Annotated in this window: 17 protein-coding genes and 1 tRNA gene; 9 read left to right on the top strand and 9 right to left on the bottom strand. The window is 68.1% G+C overall.

Annotated elements, in window-relative coordinates; translation table 11 throughout:
* Window positions 1–5: 5 nt before the first annotated feature.
* From AC3IRM_RS05030 to AC3IRM_RS05055, 6 genes are all read right to left on the bottom strand, one after another.
* Window positions 6–845, bottom strand: coding sequence for an alpha/beta hydrolase family protein (locus tag AC3IRM_RS05030; protein ID WP_489205145.1), 840 nt, complete (start codon window positions 843–845; stop codon window positions 6–8).
* Window positions 842–1,651, bottom strand: a complete 810-nt coding sequence (gene thiD, locus AC3IRM_RS05035) for a bifunctional hydroxymethylpyrimidine kinase/phosphomethylpyrimidine kinase (RefSeq protein WP_489205146.1) — start codon at window positions 1,649–1,651, stop codon at window positions 842–844. The genes AC3IRM_RS05030 and thiD overlap by 4 nt, the downstream gene beginning before the upstream one ends.
* 40 nt (window positions 1,652–1,691) lie before the next feature.
* Window positions 1,692–2,372, bottom strand: a complete 681-nt coding sequence (locus AC3IRM_RS05040) for a YoaK family protein (protein WP_489205843.1) — start codon at window positions 2,370–2,372, stop codon at window positions 1,692–1,694.
* Between the two features lie 160 nt (window positions 2,373–2,532).
* Window positions 2,533–3,933 (bottom strand): PhoH family protein, encoded by a 1,401-nt coding sequence (locus AC3IRM_RS05045; protein WP_489205147.1) that lies wholly within the window; start codon window positions 3,931–3,933, stop codon window positions 2,533–2,535.
* Window positions 3,934–4,056: 123 nt separating this feature from the next.
* Window positions 4,057–4,539, bottom strand: a complete 483-nt coding sequence (locus AC3IRM_RS05050) for a peroxiredoxin (RefSeq protein WP_489205148.1) — start codon at window positions 4,537–4,539, stop codon at window positions 4,057–4,059.
* 83 nt (window positions 4,540–4,622) lie between these two features.
* The gene (locus AC3IRM_RS05055; RefSeq protein ID WP_489205149.1) at window positions 4,623–5,288 is read right to left on the bottom strand and encodes a glycine cleavage system transcriptional repressor; all 666 of its coding nucleotides are present in this window, start codon (window positions 5,286–5,288) and stop codon (window positions 4,623–4,625) included.
* A gap of 120 nt (window positions 5,289–5,408) precedes the next feature.
* Here AC3IRM_RS05055 and dapA point away from each other — a divergent pair, with 120 nt between their 5' ends.
* Window positions 5,409–6,311, top strand: a complete 903-nt coding sequence (gene dapA / locus AC3IRM_RS05060) for a 4-hydroxy-tetrahydrodipicolinate synthase (protein WP_489205844.1) — start codon at window positions 5,409–5,411, stop codon at window positions 6,309–6,311.
* Between the two features lie 19 nt (window positions 6,312–6,330).
* Window positions 6,331–6,843 carry a hypothetical protein gene (locus AC3IRM_RS05065; protein WP_489205150.1) on the top strand — a complete coding sequence of 171 codons (513 nt, stop codon included), beginning with the start codon at window positions 6,331–6,333 and terminating at the stop codon, window positions 6,841–6,843.
* Window positions 6,844–6,944: 101 nt separating this feature from the next.
* On the opposite strand, the gene fdxA is transcribed toward AC3IRM_RS05065, so the two are convergent.
* Window positions 6,945–7,268, bottom strand: coding sequence for a ferredoxin FdxA (fdxA, locus tag AC3IRM_RS05070; protein WP_310236437.1), 324 nt, complete (start codon window positions 7,266–7,268; stop codon window positions 6,945–6,947).
* A gap of 358 nt (window positions 7,269–7,626) precedes the next feature.
* Window positions 7,627–7,702, bottom strand: a tRNA-Glu gene (locus AC3IRM_RS05075).
* Between the two features lie 123 nt (window positions 7,703–7,825).
* Here AC3IRM_RS05075 and pcnB point away from each other — a divergent pair.
* The 7 genes from pcnB to AC3IRM_RS05110 all read left to right on the top strand — a co-directional run bounded on the left by pcnB (window position 7,826) and on the right by AC3IRM_RS05110 (window position 14,132).
* Entirely contained in the window at window positions 7,826–9,163 is a 1,338-nt protein-coding gene (gene pcnB / locus AC3IRM_RS05080) for a polynucleotide adenylyltransferase PcnB (protein WP_489205151.1), read from the top strand.
* A 40-nt stretch (window positions 9,164–9,203) separates the two neighbouring features.
* Window positions 9,204–9,698, top strand: a complete 495-nt coding sequence (gene folK / locus AC3IRM_RS05085) for a 2-amino-4-hydroxy-6-hydroxymethyldihydropteridine diphosphokinase (RefSeq protein ID WP_489205152.1) — start codon at window positions 9,204–9,206, stop codon at window positions 9,696–9,698.
* A gap of 104 nt (window positions 9,699–9,802) precedes the next feature.
* Entirely contained in the window at window positions 9,803–10,618 is an 816-nt protein-coding gene (gene panB, locus AC3IRM_RS05090) for a 3-methyl-2-oxobutanoate hydroxymethyltransferase (protein ID WP_489205153.1), read from the top strand.
* 120 nt (window positions 10,619–10,738) lie between these two features.
* Window positions 10,739–11,605 carry a pantoate--beta-alanine ligase gene (gene panC / locus AC3IRM_RS05095; protein ID WP_489205154.1) on the top strand — a complete coding sequence of 289 codons (867 nt, stop codon included), beginning with the start codon at window positions 10,739–10,741 and terminating at the stop codon, window positions 11,603–11,605.
* Window positions 11,606–11,719: 114 nt separating this feature from the next.
* Window positions 11,720–12,100: an aspartate 1-decarboxylase gene (gene panD / locus AC3IRM_RS05100; RefSeq protein ID WP_232136944.1), complete on the top strand. Its 381-nt coding sequence runs from the start codon at window positions 11,720–11,722 to the stop codon at window positions 12,098–12,100.
* Window positions 12,100–13,632 carry a glucose-6-phosphate isomerase gene (gene pgi, locus AC3IRM_RS05105; RefSeq protein ID WP_489205155.1) on the top strand — a complete coding sequence of 511 codons (1,533 nt, stop codon included), beginning with the start codon at window positions 12,100–12,102 and terminating at the stop codon, window positions 13,630–13,632. The genes panD and pgi overlap by 1 nt, the downstream gene beginning before the upstream one ends.
* The gene (locus AC3IRM_RS05110; RefSeq protein WP_489205156.1) at window positions 13,629–14,132 is read left to right on the top strand and encodes a GNAT family N-acetyltransferase; all 504 of its coding nucleotides are present in this window, start codon (window positions 13,629–13,631) and stop codon (window positions 14,130–14,132) included. Before pgi ends, AC3IRM_RS05110 begins: the two co-directional genes overlap by 4 nt.
* A gap of 39 nt (window positions 14,133–14,171) precedes the next feature.
* On the opposite strand, the gene queG is transcribed toward AC3IRM_RS05110, so the two are convergent.
* Complete coding sequence (gene queG / locus AC3IRM_RS05115; RefSeq protein ID WP_489205157.1) at window positions 14,172–15,254, bottom strand: tRNA epoxyqueuosine(34) reductase QueG; 1,083 nt, start codon at window positions 15,252–15,254, stop codon at window positions 14,172–14,174.
* Window positions 15,255–15,282: the final 28 nt, after the last annotated feature.

The raw sequence follows: 15,282 nt of genomic DNA on the forward strand, positions 1-15,282 counted from the left end.
CGGCCTCAGGTGTCGGCGAGCCAGGCTGCGATCGCGTCCGGTGTGCGCATCCACGCGAAATGGTCGGCGTTCGCGCCCAGGCGCGCGGCGTCGAAACCATCGATCGCGGTGTCCGCACTGCCGAGTTTGCCGAGCAGGAAACGCAGCGACGACGGTGGGCCGAGCCAGTCAGCGTCGAGCCATGCGGCGCGGACGGGCACATCGATACGCGCCATCGCCGCATCGATGTCGACATCGATGCCGGCGGCCGAGTACCTGCCGCGCAATCCGCTGCGCGTCCAGTCGGCGATCACGCCGCGCGATTCGTTGCCGGCGAAACGCAGTCGGCGCCCCGGCAATACGCCGCGCGCGTGCGCGAGCCACGCCATGAAGCGGTACAGCGGTGGCAGCATGTAGCGCACATGCGGCGGAAACGCGCGCCAGTAGGGCGCGCCGCTGGCGACCAGCCACAGCGCGTCGGCCGCATCGGGCTGCAATGCGAGATGGCAGCAGGCGAGCTGACCGCCGAGGCTGTGGCCGCCGATGACGCGTGTCGTCCCCGGCACGGCGGCATCCAGCGCCGCTTCGCTGCGCGCGATGTCGGCCAGCAGTTCGCGATAGCCCCAGTCGTGTGCGCGGCCGGCGCGCAGACTGCTCGACCCGATACCGCGCCACTCGTGCAGGCCGACGGCAATCCCGCGCACGGCCAGCGCTTCTGCGAAGGGCAGGTAGTGCTTCGCGGGCACACCCATCGCGGGCAGCCACAGCAGCCGATGGGTCGGCGCATCGGGCAGACGTGTGATCAATTCGAAGCGATGGCCGTCGTCGCTCTCGACCGGCTCGATGCGGCTGTGCACTGTGCTCACGATGCCAGCGGGCCCAGGTGCCCGAGCACGCTGACCATGCTGCGACCCGGGCGATACGCATCGCGCATCGCCCGGTGCACGTAGTCGATGCCCGCGCGGCATGCGGTCGCCGCGTCGTCGCCGAGTGCGAGACGCGCGGCGATCGCCGACGACAACGTGCAGCCGGTGCCGTGACCGTCGATGTCGAGCCGCGGGGCACGATGCACGAACGCGGTTGCGGCATCGGCATAGCGATCGACGACATCATCCCCCTCGTCGAGATGGCCGCCCTTGAGCAGGACGCCGCGAGCGCCCAGTGCCAATAGCGCAGCGAGTGCCTCCTCAGCCTCCGCGGCCGGAATGCGCCGGCCGAGCAGCAGCTCGGCTTCGGGCAGGTTGGGGGTCAGCACGTGCGCCCGCGGTATCAGGCGAGCGCGCAGGGCTCCCAGCGCGCCATCGTCGAGCAGCTTCGCGCCCGAGGTCGCGATCATCACCGGGTCCAGCACCACCGGCACCTCGGGATGCAGCGCCAGCGCATCGGCCACGGCTTCGACGATGTCGGCGGTCGCCAGCATGCCGATCTTCACCGCACGCACGTCGAAGTCGTCGAAGCAGGCATCGATCTGCGCACGCAGGAACGCGACCGGGGGCGCGTGTACCGCGGTGACGCCTCGCGTGTGCTGCGCGGTCAGCGCGGCGATCGCGGACAGTCCATGCACGCCGTGCGCGGCGAAGGTCTTCAGATCGGCCTGGATGCCGGCGCCACCGCCCGAATCGGAGCCGGCGATGGTCAGGACGCAGCGGGGGCGTTCGGGAGATCGTGACATGCGCATATTGTGCCTGCGGCGCGCGCGCGTGGCCGCGGAATCAGGCGCGGTCGTCGAGCGACACACCGCGCCAATGGCGGTAAGCGGTATAGCCGACCCCGGTGAAGCCGGTCAGTGCAGCAGGCACCAGCAGCGCGTGGTAGCCGATCGCACCGTAGAGCCAGGCGCCGAGGATGCCGCCGCCCAGAAAGCCGCTGATGATCAGGCCGCTGAGGGACAGTCGCCTGACGGGCAGCGGCAGACCGCGGATCAGATGCCCGAGCCCGATCCCGAGGTCGGTGAACATGCCGCTGAGATGCGTGGTGCGCACCAGCGCGCCGCTGTAGGTGGTCACCATCGCGTTCTGCAGGCCACAGGCCATTGCCGCGAGCAGCGCGCCGTGGATCTGCACGCGCTCGAACATGGGGACCGCGGCCGCGAGCAGCGCCGCCTCCAGAGCCAGCACGACGCCGTAGCGCCGGCCCAGGCGCAGGGTGTCGTCCTTCAGGATCACGCCACTGACCGTGGCGCCTGCGCAGAACGCGATGACCACGCCCCAGAGGTGCATCACCGTGCGCCAGTCCCGTTCCACCAGCGCGGCACCGAGCAGACTGGTGGTGCCGGTCAGGTGGCTCACCGCCTGGTGCTCGAATCCCAGATAGCCGATGACGTTGACCATGCCGGCCACGCAGGCGAGCGCGACCGCGCCGGTCCAGACCCAGGCGGGCAGGCGCATGCCCAGCGTCAGCGCTCCGTCGTCATGCGCGGCGCCGGTCCGTCGATCGCTGACGTTTCTGGCAGTCGGCAGCCGGGCCACTTGGTGCATGGGCTTTGAAGATGTGGGCCGCGCGATGTGTAACGGCGCGGCGCATGCTGCGCCGACGCCGTGGGCCGCGGTGGTGTCACAGGACTTCCGAAGCGAAGTCCGCCAGGCGCGAACGCTCGCCCCGACGCAAGGTCACGTGCGCGCTGTGCGCCCAGTTCTTGAAGCGGTCGACCGCGTAGGTCAGGCCCGACGTGGTCTCGGTGAGGTAGGGCGTGTCGATCTGTTCCACGTTGCCCAGACACACGATCTTCGTGCCGGGACCGGCGCGGGTGATCAGCGTCTTCATCTGCTTGGGCGTGAGGTTCTGCGCCTCGTCGAGGATCAGATACCGCGACAGGAACGTGCGCCCGCGCATGAAGTTCATCGAGCGGATCTTGATGCGCGAGGCCAGCAGGTCATTGGTCGCCGCGCGGCCCCAGCTGCCGCCTTCCTGGTTGTGCGTCAGCACTTCGAGGTTGTCGGTCAGCGCGCCCATCCAGGGCGTCATCTTCTCCTCTTCGGTGCCGGGCAGGAAGCCGATGTCTTCGCCGACGCTGACCGTCGCGCGGGTCATGATGATTTCGCGGTAGCGCTGCTGGTCCATCGTCTGCGCCAGTCCTGCAGCGAGGGCGAGCAGCGTCTTGCCGGTGCCGGCAGTACCGAGCAGGGTGACGAAATCGATCTCCGGATCCATCAGCGCATTGAGTGCGAAATTCTGCTCGCGATTACGCGCGTTGATGCCCCACACCGCGTGCTGGCTGTGGCGGAAGTCGTCGACGATCTGCAGCGTCGCCCGGCCGTTCTCGACGCCGACCACGCGGAATTCCGACTCCTCGTCACCCGGCAGGAAGAGGAACTGGTTGGGATACCAGCCATCGTTCTCGTCGGCCGCCAGCTCGTAGAAGGTGCGGCCGCGGTCGGTCCACGAACGCAGGTCCTTGCCGTGGATCGTCCAGAAATCCGCCGGCAACGCGGTCGCGCCGGTGTAGAGCAGGCTGAAATCGTCGAGTGCGCGGTCGTTCTCGTAATCCTCGTTCGGAATGCCGGCGATCGCCGCCTTGATCCGCAGATTGATGTCCTTGGAGACGAACACCACCGGGTAGTCCGGCTCGGTGCGCACCAGGTCGAGGATCGCGCCGAGGATGCGGTTGTCAGGCGCGGCCGCGCCGAACGAGGTCGGGTCTTCGCTGGGCGTCGTGGTCTGGAACCGCAGCTTGCCGACGCTTTCCACGCCGCGCAGCTGCAGGCCCTGGGGACGCAGCAACGGCAGGCCGGTGGCGATCTGGTCGCTGCCCGCCGCTTCGATCAGTTCGTTGAGGAATCGGCTGACCTGCCGCGCATTGCGGCTGGCCTCGGTGGTGCCCTTCTTGCCGTTGTCGAGTTCTTCGATCACCTGCATCGGCAGGTAGACATCGTGCTCCTCGAACTTGAACAGCGCCGTGGGATCGTGCATCAGCACGTTGGTGTCGAGAACGTAGACGCGCTTGCCTTTGGTCATCATCGGAGTGTCAGCGTTCCGTGTTGAGTGGGGATGACGGAGTTGAGCCTATGTCGCACACGCACGGCCGCGCCGCCGTGACCCGCGATGCGGGGCGGCGTTCGGAACGTTCGGAAGTGGCCGTCACTGCGACTGCGCAGCCTGCAGTGCGTCCAGTACGGCCTGCGCGTGGCCCGGTACACGGACCTTGCGCCACTCGGCCGCGATGCGGCCTTCGGGATCGACCAGGAACGTGCTGCGCTCGATGCCCAGCACGGTGCGGCCGTACATGTTCTTTTCCCGGATCACGTCGAACGCGCGGCACAGCGCTTCGTCCGTGTCGCTGACCAGCGGGAACGCGAACCCCTGCTTGGCGCAGAAATTGTCGTGCGACTTCACCGAGTCGCGCGAGACGCCGAGCACCTCGGCGCCGAGTGTCTGGAATTGCGGCAGCAACGCGCTGAAATCCAGGCCCTCGGTCGTGCAACCGGGCGTGGAATCCTTCGGGTAGAAGTACAGGACGAGCCAGCGTCCGGCGTGGTCGGCCAGTGTGGCCTTCGCGCCGCCCGACAGCGACAGCGGCAGCTGCAGGGTGGCCTTTGCGAGCTTCTTGCGTGTTCCGCTCATCGTTCGAACGGGCGTTCCATTGCGACGGTCGTGATCACAATGCGCGCGCATGACTGCTTTCGCAAGCGTCCGCGCGCATCAAGTCAGAACTTCATCGGATCCATGATCGCGTCGAGATTCAGGTGATCGCAGAACTCGAGGAAATCGTCGCGCAGCGCGGCGATGTGCATGTTCGCCGGGATGCCGATGGTGATCTGCGCCGAGAACATGTCGGCGCCGGTCTGCATCGCGCGATAGCGCGAGGAATGCAGGCTTTCGATCGTGATGCCCTGGCGGTCGAAGAAATCCGCCAGCTGGAACAGGATGCCTGCCTTGTCGGCTGCGACCACTTCCACCACGTAGGGCAGCAGGTTCGACTGGATCGGCTTCGGGCCGGTGCGGTACCACACCAGCTTCAGGTCTTCCTCGCGCTCGAGACGCGAGAGCATCGCTTCGAGCTTGGCGACCGCATCCCACGGCCCGTTCGCCAGCGCTGTCACCGAAACATCGCGGCCTACGGTCGACAGGCGCGTGTCCACCATGTTGCAACCACTGTCGGCGATGCGACGCGACACCGACAGCAGCGGCGACGCCGGATGCGTGGTGTACGCGTTGATCAGCAGGTAATTCTCGTTCGGCGAGGGCCGGGCAGCGGTATCGGAATCGGTCAAGGGGGCGTCCGCGGCGGGAAATCTGTTTCGACCGCGAGGGTCGATGGCGACTGGAGGGTGAACGGCAGTCCGGGCTCGGCCGGATGCGACGATCAGCATACTTGCCCGCGCTTCGTGGCCGCAAGTAACATCGGCCAGCATTTTCCGGGCCAAACTGCGCGTTTCCCGGCCTCGACCTTCCTCTTCGACCGCGCCGCGGTCGGCCATCGGACTCCCATCTTGCGACTTTCAGGCAGCATCACCGCACTCGCGACGCCCTTCGACGCCACCGGTGCACTCGACCGCGCGGCGTGGAAACGGCTGGTCGAGTGGCAGTTGGCCGCCGGGACCCAAGGGCTCGTGGTTGCCGGCTCGACAGGTGAAGCCGCGACGCTGGAAGACGATGAATACGAATGGCTGGTGCGCAGCGCGGTCGAGCTGGCCGCCGGCCGCGTGCCCGTGCTCGCCGGCACCGGCCTGTCGTCGACGGCGAAGACCATCGCCGCAACCCAGCGGCTCGCGCAGCTCGGGGCCGATATCGCGCTGGTTGTCGTGCCGGCCTATGTGCGACCCACCCAGGCGGGTCTTCTGGCGCATTACCGCGCAGTCGCCGATGCCGGTGGTCTGCCGGTGCTGCTCTACAACGTGCCCGGCCGGACCGGCACCGACATGCTGCCCGAGACCGTCGCCGAACTGGCGCGGCACCCGCGCATCGTCGGCATCAAGGAGGCGCACAGCGGTGTCGAGCGCATGCAGGCGCTGCTCGCGCTGCAGGACGAGGAGTTCGCGGTCCTCAGCGGCGACGATCCGACGGCCGCGCGCGCGATGCTCGCCGGCGCCGATGGCGTCATCTCGGTCGTGTCGAATCTCGTGCCCGGCGCGTTCCGCAAGCTGTGCGATCTGGCCCGCAACGGCCGGGCCGACGCCGCGCACGACTGGGACGCCCGCCTGCAGCCGCTGCATGCGTTTTGCGGCATCGAACCCAACCCCATTCCCGTCAAGGCGGTGCTGAGCAGGCAGGGCCTCGGCCATGGCCTGCGTCTGCCCTTGACGACACTGGCCCAGGCGCATGATGCGCAGGCCGACGATGCGACGCGACTCGCGGCGGACCTCGAAGCGTCCTGCCGCGCCCGCGCCGCCTGATTTCCCAGGAGATTCCACGATGCGTCCACCCCGTTCCTCCATGCGCTATCTCGCCATTGCCGTCGTCGCGGTCGCAGTCGTGGGCACCAGCGGCTGCCGCTGGTTCAAGAAGGACAACGCGCTGTACGCGCAGAGCCCGGAAACCCGTCCGCTTGAAGTGCCGCCGGATCTCGACCGTCCGCGCACCGACGGTGCGATGGCACTGCCGGAAGCCCCCACCTCCGTGACGCGTTCGGGCACGGCGGCTGCGCCTGCCGATTCGAATGTGTCCTTCAGTGCGACCGGTGCACGCGATGCGGTCTTCGCGCAGGTCGGCGAAGCGCTGGCGGCGACCGACGGTGTGACCGTCAACAGCCGCTCGCAGGCGCTGGGCACCTACGACGTGTCCTACGCGGGCAGCCAGTTCCTGGTGCGCATCGCCTCACAGCAGGGCGGCGCGGTGGTCTCGGCAGTCGATCCGCGCGGCGTGGCTGCGACCGGCGATGCGCCGACGCGCCTGATCGCCTCGCTGCAGGCCGCACTGGCGCAGTAAGCGTCTGCAGGCGACGTCCGCGAACCGGGCGTCGTCGATCACTGGATACGAAAACGGGCGCTTCGGCGCCCGTTTTCATGGATTCGATCGCGGCGCGCGGCTCAGCGCTCCAGCAGCGGCAGCTTGTCCGGCTTGCCTTCCCAGTCCTTGGCGTCCGGCAGCGCGTCCTTGCGCGTCGTGATCACCGGCCAGGCCTTGGCGAGATCTGCATTGAGGGCGACGAACGCCTCCTGGCCCGCCGGCACGTCGTCCTCCGGGTAGATCGCGTTGATCGGACATTCCGGCTCGCACAGGGTGCAGTCGATGCATTCGTCGGGATCGATGACGAGGAAATTCGGCCCTTCGTGGAAACAGTCCACCGGGCAGACTTCGACGCAGTCGGTGTATTTGCACTTGATGCAGTTTTCGGTGACGACGAAAGGCATGGATTCGGATCGGGCAGGGCGACGATGGACTGCAGTTTAAGCCAGCGTCCACGGCGCCGGTGCGAAGGGTTCGCATCTTCGATCGCCTGCCATCCACCTCGCATGCCTGCAGTCCGACCTGCCATTGCCGCGCGTGCAACTGTTTTCAGGGGCTGCGGCGACGAGGTGTTCTCGCCGCAGTACCCGGGCAGCGCTGGCATGGATCGCCCGGGGACAGGGCGGCGGCGTGGCGCTCGAAGTCCAGGCGATGGCGTCCGCCGGCCCGCAACGCAGAAGTCGCTGCCGGGGACGTCGGACTCGCGACATCACCCAAACGCAGACAGCCCACGCCTTGCGGCGCGGGCTGTCTGCTTTGATATGGTGCTCCCTACGGGATTCGAACCCGTGTTTTAGCCTTGAGAGGGCCACGTCCTGGGCCTCTAGACGAAGGGAGCTGGGCGCCGCGAACGGCTCCGGTTGGACGACCGGTCTGCAAACGCGTCTAAGTCGTTTGCAGCTTGCTAGTATAGCAGGCTTGCTGGCGCCGCAACGGTCGCCTGAGAAAATTTTCAGACTTGATGCATACCGATTCCACTCCGATTCCAAGCGACGTGTCCGCCGAACTGCGGGTCATTCCGCGCGACCAGCACACCATCTCGCGGCGGCAGATCAGCCAGAACGCGTTGCGCGTGCTGTATCGCCTGCACGAGGCCGGCCATGAGGCCTATCTGGTCGGCGGTGCGGTGCGTGACGTCCTGGTCGGCCTGACACCGAAAGATTTCGACATCGCGACCGATGCGACGCCCGAGCAGGTCAAGGGGCTGTTCCGCAATTGCCGGTTGATCGGCCGCCGTTTCCGTCTGGCGCATGTCGTGTTCGGCCGCGAGATCATCGAGGTGGCGACGTTCCGCGCCAACGTCGACGACGGCAGTGGCGACCGCGAGGTCCACGACGGCGGCCGCCTGCTGCGCGACAACGTCTACGGCACGATCGAAGACGACGCGGTGCGCCGCGACTTCACCGCCAACGCCCTGTATTACGCGATCGCCGATTTTTCGGTGCGCGACTACACGGGGGGCTTCGAGGATGTGCAGAACCGCGTCATGCGCCTGATCGGCGATCCCGACACGCGCTATCGCGAAGACCCCGTGCGCATGCTGCGCGCGGTGCGTCTGGCGGCCAAGCTCGGCTTCGCGATCGAGCCCGGTACTGCAGAACCGATTCCCCGATTGGCCTCGCTGCTGGCCGAAGCCGCGCCGGCGCGACTGTTCGAGGAATGCCTGAAGCTGTTCCTGTCCGGGCATGCGGTCGCCAGCTTCGAAGGCCTCGAGCGTCACGGTCTGCTGTCGGCGCTGTTTCCGGAGTCCGCCGCCGCACTCGCCAGCAACCGTAGCGGCGCATTGCGCTCGATGGTGCTCGCGGGTCTGGCGTCGACCGATGCGCGCGTGGCCGCGGGCGATCCGGTCTCGCCGGCGTTCCTGTTCGCCACGCTGCTGTGGCCGGCGTTCTGCCGCGCCTGGATGAAGCTGCAGGCCGACGGCGTGCAGCCGGTCGAAGCGCAACGCCGCGCTGCCGATCGCGTCACGCTGCATCAGGTGACCACGGTCGCGTTGCCGCGCCGGTTCTCGCTGCCGATGCAGGAAATCTGGCTGCTGCAGGCACGCTTCCCGCTGCGTCAGCGCAAGCGCGTCACGCGCACGCTGTCGCATCCGCGATTCCGCGCCGCGTTCGACTTCCTCGTGTTGCGCCAGACCGCGTCGGACGTGCATGCCGCTGACGTCGCATTCTGGGAAGAAGCCCAGCTCGACCCGGACCACGCGATCGCGCTGTATCCGGGCGAGGACGAGGCGGGTAGCGACGAAGACGCGCCGCGTCGTCGCCGTCGGCGTCGCCGCACGCCGGCCGCCACTGGATGACAACCCGCGCCGTCCGCGGCGTGCAGCCTGAGGCCCATGCATGAGCGTGCGCGCCTGGATCGGCCTCGGCGGCAATCTCGGTGATGTGCCGCAGGTGCTGCGCGATGCCGCCGCGGCGCTGTCGGCGTTGTCCGACGTCGAGGGCCTGCGACTCTCGTCGCTGTACCGCACGCCGGCCTGGGGTCGTACCGACCAGCCTGATTTCGTCAACGCGGTCGCCGTGCTCGACACCAGCCGCGCGCCGATGGATCTGCTCGACGCACTGCTCGACATCGAGCGCAGGTTCGGCCGCACGCGCAGCGACGAGGCCGGCGACCAGTGGGGCCCACGCACGCTGGACCTCGACCTGCTGCTCTACGGCGATGCGGTGATCACACTGCCGGGACTGACCGTTCCGCATCCGCGCCTGCACCAGCGGGCATTCGCGCTCGTGCCGCTGCTGGAACTCGATGCCGGCATCGTGATTCCAGGTGTCGGCGCCGCGGCGGATGCGCTGCTGCACGTGGATCGTGCCGGCATCGAAGCGCTGCCCTGATTGCGCGTCGGACTGTCGGTCGCTGATCCGCGGCGCTTCGTCGTCCAGCGAGCCGATGCCGGTGTGCACGACTGGCGCTTCGGCATTGGTGCGACACTAATGCAATGAACACTTCATCTTCCGCGCCGGTGACCGTGCCCGCGCTGTTCGAGGCCCGCGCCGCCGGTCGCCGGCTCGCGATGCTGACCGCCTACGACGCCGGCTTCGCCCGCACCTTCGACGCCGCCGGCGTGGACCTGCTGCTGGTCGGCGATTCGCTGGGCATGGTGGTGCAGGGCCACGGCTCGACGCTGCCGGTCACCGTCGACGACATCGCGTACCACACCGCCTGCGTGGCCCGCGCCGTGCAGCGTGCACTGGTCGTCGCCGATCTGCCGTTCCAGGCCGACGCCACGCCCGAGCGCGCGCTCGATGCCTCGACGCGGCTGCTGCAGGCGGGTGCCGGCATGGTCAAGCTCGAAGGTGCGACGCCGAACAAGTGCGAGGTGGTGCGCTTCCTCGTCGAGCGCGAGATTCCGGTCTGCGCGCACCTGGGCCTGACCCCGCAATCGGTGCTGCGCTTCGGCGGCTTCAAGATCCAGGGACGCGGCGACGCCGCTGCCCAGGCGCTGCGCGACGATGCGCGCGCGATTGCCGAAGCAGGTGCGACGCTGATCGTGCTCGAGGGCGTGCCGGCTGCGCTCGCCGCCGACATCACCGCCGCCTCGCCGGTGCCGACGATCGGCATCGGCGCGGGGCCGGATTGCGACGGTCAGGTGCTGGTGCTGCACGACATGCTGGGCCTCGACAGCGGCCATCGCCGCCCGAAGTTCGTCCGCGATTTCCTTGTCGACGGCGGCTCGGTGGCCGGCGCTGCGCGCGCCTACATCGAGGCGGTGCGCGACGGCAGCTTCCCGGGTCCGGAACACTCCTACAAGTAAGCGATCGTCATGTTCGGGCAGGGCAGCGACGACATGTGGACGACGATGTGCCGACTGGCGCGCTGACGCCCGACGCCGTCGATCTGCGAAAATCGACGTCTTCCCATCGCCGGATCCGCCGTGATCGACACCGTCCATGACCTCGCCGCGCTGCGCGCGCGGATTGCCGACTGGAAGCGCGCGGGCCTGCGCGTTGGCCTCGTGCCGACGATGGGCAATCTGCATGCGGGTCATTTCTCGCTGGTCGAGGCGCTGCGCATGCGCGTGGATCGCGTGGTCGCCAGCGTGTTCGTCAATCCGACCCAGTTCGGGCCGAACGAGGATTTCGCCCGCTATCCGCGCACGCCCGAACAGGATGCGCAGGGTCTCGCGGCCGCCGGCTGCGACCTGCTGTGGCTGCCGGCGGTCGAGGCGATGTATCCGCTGGGCCTGCACAACACGGTGACCGTGCGCGTGCCGGGCGTGACCGAAGTGCTCGACGGTGCGCATCGCCCCGGCCACTTCGACGGGGTGGCGACGGTGGTCGCACGCCTGTTCAACCAGGTCCAGCCCGACGTGGCCGCGTTCGGCCGCAAGGACTACCAGCAACTGGCGGTCATCGCGCACATGGTCGCTGACCTCGCGTTTCCGGTGGAGCTGCTGCCGGTCGCGATCGCCCGCGAGGCAGATGGCTTGGCGATGAGTTCGCGCAACCAGTATCTCGACGCCGATGCGCGCGCCCGTGCACCGGCAATCCACGCGGCGCTACGCGCGCTGCGTACTGCCATGCAGGCCGGCCAGGCGGCTGTCGAAGCGAGCGCGCATGCGGTTGACGCCCTGGGCGAGGCCGGCTTCGCGGTCGACTACGTTGAAGTGCGTGCGCCCGACCTGTCGGCATACGTCGACGGGCAGCGGGCTGTCGTCGCGCTGGCAGCGGCCCGCCTCGGCGCCACGCGGCTGATCGACAACCTCGAATTCAGCATCGACGGCCCGCCGACGGCCCGCTGAATCTGCTGTCGCCCCGGCAGGCGATGATGTTGCGATGCCGCAGATGGTCCCTATACTTCGCGGTTCCTGCGGGCTTCCCGCGTTGTCCGCTGCCGTGATCCGGCCGCCTCCGCCATGCAACTCACCCTGCTGAAAGCCAAGATCCACCGCGCCTCCGTCACCCACGCCGAGCTGCACTACGAAGGTTCGTGTGCGATCGACGGCCGCCTGCTCGACCTGTCGGGCATCCGCGAGTACGAACGGATCGAGATCTACAACATCAACAACGGCGAACGCTTCGCAACGTATGCGATCCGCGCCGATGTCGGCAGCGGCATCATCTCGGTCAACGGCGCAGCCGCGCACAAGGCCGGCGTGGGCGATCTGGTGATCATCTGCGCCTATGGCGCGCTGGACGAAGCCGAAGTGGCGAAATTCAAGCCGAAGCTGGTGTACGTGGACCGCGACAACCGCATGACCCACACCAACGATTCGATTCCCGCACAGGCCGCCTGATGACAACGGCGGCGCGGCGGATCGAAGACACGCTGGCGCCGCACGCGCGTCGCCTCGCTTCGGCGCGCATCGCCGAGCTCGTCGAAGCCGATGCGGCGCGTCCGCAGGACTTCGCGCTGCGCATCGGCGGGCTCTATGCCAGCTTCGCCCGTCAGCGGCTCGACCGCGACGCACGCGCTGCGCTGGTCGCGCTTGGTGAAGCTGCCACGTTGCCGCAGGCGTTCCGCGCGCTGTTCGACGGCGTCACCGTCAATACCTCGGAGAATCGTCCGGCGCTGCACGTCGCGCTTCGCTCCGAGTTGTCGGACACCGCAGTTGCCCGGGATGCCCACGCACAGGCCGCCCAGGCGCGCGTGCGTATGGCGGAACTGGTCGCGCAGCTCGAAGCGTCCGATGTCACCGATATCGTCAACGTCGGCATCGGCGGTTCGGATCTCGGCCCGCGTCTGGTCGTCGACGCGCTGAAGGACTTCAGCACCGGTCGTTTCCGCGTGCATTTCCTGACCAACGTCGACGGCAGCGATGCGCAGCATCGGCTGGCGAAACTCGACCCGGCGAAGACAGCCGCGATCCTCGTCTCCAAGACCTTCGGCACGCAGGAAACACTGCTCAACGGCGCCGTTGTGCGCGACTGGCTCGGCGGCAGCGAGCGTCTGTATGCGGTCAGCGCCAACGTGCCGCGCGCCGAGGCCTTCGGTGTCGCGCCCGAACGCGTGCTGCCGATGTGGGACTGGGTCGGTGGCCGTTACTCGCTCTGGTCGGCGGTGGGTTTCTCGATCGCACTCGCGGTCGGCATGGAGGGTTTCGAAGCGCTGCTCGCCGGTGCCGCAGACATGGACGCGCACGCGCTGCAGGCGCCGCTCGCCGGGAATCTGCCGATGTTGCATGCGCTGACCGGCGTGTGGAACCGCAACGCGCTCGGCCTCGCCACGCATGCCGTGCTGCCCTACGACGAGCGCCTCGCGCTGCTGCCGGCGTATCTGCAGCAGCTGGTGATGGAGAGCCTCGGCAAGTCGGTCACGCCCGATGGCGAAGCCGTCGGCATCGATACCGTGCCGGTGTTGTGGGGCGGTCCGGGCACCAATTCGCAGCACAGCTTCTTCCAGGCGCTGCACCAGGGCACGCAGACGATCCCGGCCGATTTCATCGGTGTGGTGAATCCTGCGCATCCGCACGCCGACAACCACGCCGCGCTGCTGTCGAACCTGCTCGCGCAGACCGAAGCGCTGGCCAACGGCTATTCGGCCGACGATCCGCAGAAGTCGTATCCCGGCAATCGCCCTTCGACGCTGCTGCTGCTCGATCGCCTCGACCCGCGCAGCCTCGGCGCACTGATCGCGCTCTACGAGCACAGCGTCTACGCGCAGTCGGTGCTGTGGGGCATCAACGCCTTCGACCAGTGGGGCGTCGAACTCGGCAAGCGCATTGCCGGCGAGCTGATGCCGGCGGTGCAGGGCGATGACGTCGCAGTGGCCGATCCGGTCACGCGCGCGCTGCTGGACGAGATCCGCGCGCGCGTCGGTCACTGGTGAGCGCGGCGTTCCGAATCCGTCATGCCGAGCCGGCCGATGCTGCCGGCCTGCAGATGCTGTTCTCGGAAGTCTCGGCCTATGCCGGCACGTTGCAGCCGCCGTATCCGTCCCTCGCGGCATGGGCACGACGTCTGACCGACATGCCGGCTCACGTTGTGCAGCTGCTGGCCGACGATCGGGGTGCCGTGGTCGGCGCCGCCGGTTTCGATGTGATCCAGCATCCGCGCCGTCGGCATGTTGCGAATCTCGGCATGGCCGTCTCGCATGATCGTCGCGGCGAAGGAATCGGCACAGCCCTCCTCCTTGCGGCCGTCGAGACCGCCGAGCGCTGGCACGGCGTCCGCCGGATCGAACTCGAGGTCTACGTCGACAATGCAGCGGCGATCGCGCTGTATGCGCGACATGGATTCGTCAAGGAAGGTTTGGCGCGTGCCTACGCTTTGAGGGACGGCGCGTATGTCGATGTGATGCTGATGGCGCGACTCGCGACGGACATCTGAATCCGAAATCGCTTTGAGCCTGCCCGAACGCGGGGTGGGTCAGGACTCGCCGTGGCGCGCCAGCGCCCAGCGCACGTGTTCGTCGACCAGTGAATCACCCGAATGCCGGCGCGTGCGCAGCGCGGCGATCGTGTCCGGCGTGGTCGGCGCGTTACCGAGCGCGACCGCGAGATTGCGCAGCCAGCGGCGATGTCCACTGCGACGGATCGGCGAGCCTTCGGTGCGCTGCAGGAACTCGTCCTCGTTCCAGGCGAACAGCTCGGCCAGGCTCGCGGTGTCGAGGCTGTTGCGCGCGCGGAAGTCCGGCTCGTCGGTACGCTTGGCGAACTTGTTCCAGGGGCAGACCAGCTGGCAGTCGTCGCAGCCGAAAATGCGGTTGCCGATCAGCGGACGCAAGGAGGCGTCGATCGCACCTTCGTGTTCGATCGTCAGATACGCGATGCAGCGCCGCGCATCGAGCCGGTGCGGCGCGGTGATCGCGCGCGTCGGACACACGTCGATACAGCGCACGCAGGTGCCGCAGTGGGCGGTCGCCGGGGGATCCAACGGCAGCGGCACGTCGACGTAGATCTCGCCGAGAAAGAACCAGGAGCCGCCGTTCTTGTCGATCAGACAGGTGTGCTTGCCGATCCAGCCGAGTCCGGCGTTGCGTGCGAGCGCGCGTTCGAGCACCGGCGCCGAGTCGACGAACACGCGGTGGCCGAACGGGCCGATTTCCTCGGCAATGCGATGCGCGAATTTCTGCAGCCGGTTGCGCATCAGCTTGTGGTAATCGCGGCCCAGCGCATACCGCGCTACGTAGGCGCGGCTGCCGTCGGCCAGCGTGTCCCAGGCGCTTTCGTCGTCGTTGCGGCCGTAGTCGAGCCCGACCGACAACACGCGCACCGTACCCGGCAGCAGCTCGTCCGGGCGCGCGCGCAAGTCGCCGTGGCGCGCCATCCAGTCCATGGTGCCGTACAGCCCCTGCGCGAGCCAGTCGCGTAGATGTGCTTCGTCCTCGCGCAGATCGATGCCGGCAATGCCGCAGCGCTGGAAGCCCATCTCGCACGCGATCGCCTTGATGCGCGCGGCAAGCGCGTCAGGCGCTGCGTGGGACGGCACGGCGGTGGCGGCGGAAGGCATCACGATGCGTGAAGTATAGAATCCGCGC

It is taken from the genome of Luteimonas sp. KH_071 (genome assembly GCF_057838005.1).

Coding starts and splice junctions, on each gene's coding strand:
- thiD (WP_489205146.1), bottom strand. CDS start 1,651: ATGTCACGATCTCCCGAACGCCCCCGCTGCGTCCTGACCATCGCCGGC.
- AC3IRM_RS05045 (WP_489205147.1), bottom strand. CDS start 3,933: ATGACCAAAGGCAAGCGCGTCTACGTTCTCGACACCAACGTGCTGATG.
- AC3IRM_RS05050 (WP_489205148.1), bottom strand. CDS start 4,539: ATGAGCGGAACACGCAAGAAGCTCGCAAAGGCCACCCTGCAGCTGCCG.
- AC3IRM_RS05055 (WP_489205149.1), bottom strand. CDS start 5,288: ATGCTGATCGTCGCATCCGGCCGAGCCCGGACTGCCGTTCACCCTCCA.
- AC3IRM_RS05065 (WP_489205150.1), top strand. CDS start 6,331: ATGCGTCCACCCCGTTCCTCCATGCGCTATCTCGCCATTGCCGTCGTC.
- fdxA (WP_310236437.1), bottom strand. CDS start 7,268: ATGCCTTTCGTCGTCACCGAAAACTGCATCAAGTGCAAATACACCGAC.
- pcnB (WP_489205151.1), top strand. CDS start 7,826: ATGCATACCGATTCCACTCCGATTCCAAGCGACGTGTCCGCCGAACTG.
- folK (WP_489205152.1), top strand. CDS start 9,204: ATGAGCGTGCGCGCCTGGATCGGCCTCGGCGGCAATCTCGGTGATGTG.
- panB (WP_489205153.1), top strand. CDS start 9,803: ATGAACACTTCATCTTCCGCGCCGGTGACCGTGCCCGCGCTGTTCGAG.
- panD (WP_232136944.1), top strand. CDS start 11,720: ATGCAACTCACCCTGCTGAAAGCCAAGATCCACCGCGCCTCCGTCACC.
- pgi (WP_489205155.1), top strand. CDS start 12,100: ATGACAACGGCGGCGCGGCGGATCGAAGACACGCTGGCGCCGCACGCG.
- queG (WP_489205157.1), bottom strand. CDS start 15,254: ATGCCTTCCGCCGCCACCGCCGTGCCGTCCCACGCAGCGCCTGACGCG.